Genomic DNA, 1,372 nt, shown 5'->3' with positions numbered 1-1,372 from the left:
CATAATTGCAGGCCGATTACAAATTGGCTTAAATATCTTCGCTCAGCACGATTGTTTGAAATCTCAAAGACGCCCGTCAAGAAGATACCTTGTCAAGATACTTCCTCTGGGATTTTGCGTAGTGTATCGCTTTCCCAAGAAGGGTATTAGGTAAGGCAGCAATACCCTCAATCCAATTGTAAAATTGATCAAACAATGGCCTTGATAACCGCCCGCGTTCCTTATGGCGATCATGGAGGGAAAGTAAGGCAAACTGTTTTTCAAAATTGGAATAGCTTATCACAATAGGCCACACCTATTGCTGCATTGGATCCCGCTTGTTTCTCTTTGGGTAAGGTTTTAAATGCATCGAAAAACTTCCGCCTAAGGTGTGCAAGACAACCTACAACGATTATCTTTTCGGGAAGCCTGTGATAACCCTCATATCCGTCCGCATGAAGGTATCCTTTGAAATTCTTTAAAAACGCTTCCGGGTGTATATGTTTTCTGTCGGGTTGATAATCATAAAGTACAAGCTGGTGTTTTGCCTCCCCGCTGGTGCGGTACAGCCACATGTAACTCTTTGACTGTGCTGCCTTCCCTGGCTCTTTAAGCACCTGCAGGGTGGTTTCATCCCCATGAAGCACCTCATGTTCACACAACCTCCGCTTCATTTCCTCGTATATGGGTGTAAGCCAGTCATGACAGGCTTTGATCAGCCAGTTTGACATAGTTTGCCGGGATAAAAGGATCCCGTTTTGCTTCCATTCCTGTTCCTGACGGTACAGCGGCGATGCCATCATAAATTTTTGTACTGCTATGTGGGCAATTGTTTCAGGTGAAGCAAATCCGCCTTTGATGACGGGTTCTGGCATATCTGCCTTGATGATGGGAACATGATCAGAGGCGGCTTCACAATTCCTGCAGGCATAAATATGCTGAATGTGTCGTACAATTACTGCCTTGGCGGGAATAATCTTCAGCTCTTCACGGGTTTCTTTACCCATTGTGTGCATTTCACTGCCGCACTCCGGGCAGATGCAATCTTTGGCCGGCAGCTTATGTTCAATTATCTCAACAGGTAAATCCTTCGGCAATTTATCGGTTGTAAGGCGTGTCCGTTTGCGATAATGCGCCTTTACCTCGGTTAGAACAGGTTCCGGCACAGTCATGTCGGAACCTGATTCGGCCTCATTGAATATGGACAACTGAACAGCATCAGTTCTTTCACTTGATGCGCCAAATTGCTTATGTCTGGCCAGGCGGATCTGGGACATCAACCACTGTACTTGCTGCTCCAATTCGGCGATCTTACGATCCTTTTCTTCAATTAAACCAAGCAGTTTTTCTGCAGTAATTTCCTGTGTTTTCATAAGGAGATTATCATGAAAAC

The 1,372-nt window shown here is 45.2% G+C and carries 1 protein-coding gene; it reads right to left on the bottom strand.

What is annotated here, in order from left to right:
• Nucleotides 1-260: 260 nt before the first annotated feature.
• Nucleotides 261-1,372, bottom strand: a 1,112-nt coding sequence (gene tnpC, locus SSCH_RS07680; protein ID WP_232294290.1) for an IS66 family transposase, incomplete at its 5' end; no start/stop codon positions are given.

This window comes from Syntrophaceticus schinkii (assembly GCF_000946815.1).
GTDB classification, from domain to species: Bacteria; Bacillota; DSM-12270; order Thermacetogeniales; family Thermacetogeniaceae; genus Syntrophaceticus; species Syntrophaceticus schinkii.
This window is presented reverse-complemented; position numbering and strand designations above follow the sequence as displayed.